4 protein-coding genes are annotated in these 3,370 nt (G+C 57.5%); 1 reads left to right on the forward strand and 3 read right to left on the reverse strand.

The features are described 5' to 3' along the window. Window positions 1-125: 125 nt before the first annotated feature. Window positions 126-275, reverse strand: coding sequence for a hypothetical protein (locus JQC81_RS31990; protein WP_203275792.1), 150 nt, complete (start codon window positions 273-275; stop codon window positions 126-128). Window positions 276-422: 147 nt separating this feature from the next. Here JQC81_RS31990 and JQC81_RS31995 point away from each other — a divergent pair, with 147 nt between their 5' ends. Further along, complete coding sequence (locus JQC81_RS31995; RefSeq protein ID WP_203275793.1) at window positions 423-1,109, forward strand: GntR family transcriptional regulator; 687 nt, start codon at window positions 423-425, stop codon at window positions 1,107-1,109. Window positions 1,110-1,160: 51 nt separating this feature from the next. On the opposite strand, the gene JQC81_RS32000 is transcribed toward JQC81_RS31995, so the two are convergent. Together JQC81_RS32000 and JQC81_RS32005 are read right to left on the reverse strand one after the other, a co-directional pair. After that, entirely contained in the window at window positions 1,161-2,150 is a 990-nt protein-coding gene (locus JQC81_RS32000; RefSeq protein ID WP_203275794.1) for a TRAP transporter substrate-binding protein, read from the reverse strand. Window positions 2,151-2,176: 26 nt separating this feature from the next. Beyond that, a partial coding sequence (locus JQC81_RS32005; protein WP_203275795.1) for a TRAP transporter large permease occupies window positions 2,177-3,370 on the reverse strand: 1,194 nt, incomplete at its 5' end.

Below are 3,370 nucleotides of genomic sequence, written 5' to 3' on the forward strand. Positions count from 1 at the left end.
ACCGGGTTGCCGCAGGTATGGCCGTCGATGCAGAAGAAGGTGTGGCGCGCCATGGCCTCACTCGCTGTTCACAAGAGATAACTGTCAAGGACGCATAGGCAGGGCACCATACCCTGCCATGTTCATTAGACCGTAGGTACGAGGTCCGCGCGGGGCAGCTTCGGTCGTGGCTTGAGGGTGTTGTTCATAATGGCCTCGATCTGGAACTTGGAGCCCGACTTGAACGGGATCTTGACTGAGGAAGACATGTACACCCAGTCAATTTCGTTGGCCATCAGGCTCCTGTTCCTACAATACAGCATTGAACTTTACCAACGTAGATTGTATAAAATCTCTAGTGTCAAGCTGATCTTTTGTCCATCCGCAACAGAGCCATAAGATCCATTCCTCCATAGGATCTGCAACTAACGACAGTGGAAGCTATGCCCCCTGCCAGACCAGCTCAGAAGTCCCTTCAGCATAGGACCATCGCCTCTGCCGTCGCAGAGGAAGTGCGGCGCAGGATCGTGGATGGTGAGTTCAAATCTGGTTTCCAGCTTCGTCAAGATGCACTGGCTACAGAGTTCGGCGTCAGCCGCATCCCGGTGCGCGAAGCCCTGATGCAGCTCGAAGCTGAAGGGCTGGTCAAGATCCATCCACATCGCGGCGCAATCGTCTCAGAACTGTCTATGGAAGAAGTTCAAGAGCTCTTTGAACTTCGAGCGCTATTAGAACCACGCCTCCTCAAAGCCTCCGCTAAACATCTGACGGAAGCAGACTATGAGCGGCTGAGTCAGATCCTTCAGGAATACAGCTCAGAACTCCGTGCCAAGCATGTCAGGCGCTGGGGTGAGCTGAACACGGAGTTCCATAACGTGCTGTATCAGCACGCAGGACAGCCGCGTGCGCAGGCAATCGTTGGAGGCCTACTTCAGGAATGTGACAGGCATACCCGGCTTCAGCTTTCACTGACAGGAGGCATGGAGCGCGCCGAAGTCGAGCACGCTGAACTCGTGCGCCTCTGCAAGAGTGGCAAAGTCTCCGCGGCCTGCGCCCTCCTGAAAAAGCATATTGAAGATGTGGGCAAGTCGCTCCGCAACTACTTCGAAGAGCATACAAAAGCGACTTAGAAGTCGTCGGCGGGCGAAACGCCCGCCTTGATGAGTGGAAGTGAAGTGGCCTCAGAGCGTTGCGCCCACCTTGCGCAACTCCGCCAGAACCGGGGCCTTCGGCAGCCAGATCTTGTCGTACTCGGCAATCACTGGATCCGCGTCCTTCACATCGGAGATGACGATCTTGACGGGTTGTTTTGAGAAGTTCTCCAAGAGACTAGGCTGGTTGGCGACGATCTCGTCGATCTCGGCATCGAGTGCTGCGCGGGTAACCTTGGAGATCAGCTCACGATCAGCTGCTGGCAGGGTGGTCCAGACCCGGCCGGAGACCAGCGCTATCATCGGCATGTGAACGGCGTTCATCCGAAGGATGGTCTTGGAAACCCGGTCAAAGCGCTGGTTCCAGGAGAAGTCGAGATCTGCCTCAAGACCGTCGACCTGGCCATTGGCCATTGCGTCGAACACCTGCGGAGTCGGGATCGGTGTGGGGGCGGCCCCCAGGATCTGATAGAAATCGCGGAAGGCCGGCGTCGGATTGATCCGCAGCTTCATGCCCTTCAGGTCGGCGATAGACGAGATTTCCTTGGCCGAGAACACTGCCCGAATTGACGTAATGCCCCAGCCCAAGCCAATCGTGCCCGTCTCTTTGGGAAGATAATCGAATAGACTGAGTGCAACCGGGTGGCGGACGAGCTTCGCCACAGCCTCCGTGGAGCGCACCACGTAGGGGGCATTAATGGCTGCAATCGCCGGAACACGCGAGCCAAGCTCGGCTGCCTGGATGAAGGCCATGTCGAGGGCTCCCGACTGGAGCTGCTGCATCATGGCGCCCTCGTTGCCGAGCTGACCAGCATGGAAAACGGTGAGCGAGAGGCGACCGTTGGTCTCTGCTTTAAGCGTCTCGCCAACCTTCAAGGCAGCGTTGTTCCAGGGATGGTTCGGAGGCGTAATGACACCAAGGCGGAACTCACGGCTTTGAGCGCGAAGCACCGTCGGGGCCGCAAGCGGCAGGGCGGCGCCTGCTGCTAAGGCGAAGAGATGTCTGCGGGAAATGGTCATGATCAGTCCTCCGTTCTTTCTTCAGGTTAATCGACGAGGGCAAGCGAGAGGGTGGGCCATACTGACAGAATGATCAGCATCAGGCAGGCAACGATGAAGAAGGGCAGTGTCACTATGAACATCTTCCCGGGCTTGGCGCCTGTGACGGCGGCCGCGACGAAGAAGCAGAGGCCAACAGGAGGTGAGAGAAGTCCGAGCACCAGATTGATGACAACAACGACCCCAAAGTGCCGCGGATCGATATGATAGACCTCGGTCGCGATGGGCAGGAGAATCGGCACTGTCATAATCAGGCCGGGCACTCCATCGATGACCGTGCCGATAACAATCAGGATCACGTTCACCAGCAGCATGAAGGTGACCGGATCCTTCGCAACTGACTGGATCCATCCCGCCACTTCCTGCGGAACCTTGCCGAAAATCAAAATCCAAGAGAACACTGCTGCGGCAGCGACCAGGAACAGGACGATCGCCGAGTAGATCCCTGAGCGGAGCAGCATTTCCGGGATCTGGGAGAAGCGGAACTCGCGTGTCCAGTAGCGGCCAACCAGTGCCGCCGCAATTGCACCTACAGCCGCCGCCTCTGTGGCATTGGCGAGGCCCGTGAGGATGGAGCCAACAATCACCACCGGGATAGACAGCGTCGGCAGCGCGCGAAGCACAGTCATCACGCGCTCGCGCGGTGTCATGCGAGCTCCGGCCGGAAAATTGTGAACGAAGCCCATTACTGCAATGATGGTGCAAAAGAGCACCGTCAACAGCAATCCGGGGATAATGCCGGCGATCAGCATGTCAGAGACCGGTACCTGAGCCAACACACTGTAGACCACGAACATCACCGACGGGGGAATGATCGGGCCGAGCATTCCGGCATAGGCGGTCAGGCCCGCCGCGAAGGTCTTATCGTAGCCCTGACGCTCCATCTCGGGCACCATGATCTGCGACATGATTGCGACTTGAGCCGTGGCAGAGCCCAGGATTGATGCGACGAACATATTGGCGAGCACGTTCACGTAAGCCAAGCCGCCGCGCAATGCGCCCACGAACGCCATTGCCATTTCGACAATGCGCCGGGTTATTCCGCCTCCATTCATGATTTCGCCGATCAGGATGAAGAGTGGAATGGCGATGAGGCCATAACTGTCGACGCCGCCGAACATCTGCAGCGGATAGGATTGGAACAGCAGTGGATTGCCGGAAACAACGATATAGACAATACC

The organism is Microvirga arabica (genome assembly GCF_016811235.1).
Lineage (GTDB): Bacteria > Pseudomonadota > Alphaproteobacteria > Rhizobiales > Beijerinckiaceae > Microvirga > Microvirga arabica.

Coding starts and splice junctions, on each gene's coding strand:
- JQC81_RS31990 (WP_203275792.1), bottom strand. CDS start 275: ATGGCCAACGAAATTGACTGGGTGTACATGTCTTCCTCAGTCAAGATC.
- JQC81_RS31995 (WP_203275793.1), top strand. CDS start 423: ATGCCCCCTGCCAGACCAGCTCAGAAGTCCCTTCAGCATAGGACCATC.
- JQC81_RS32000 (WP_203275794.1), bottom strand. CDS start 2,150: ATGACCATTTCCCGCAGACATCTCTTCGCCTTAGCAGCAGGCGCCGCC.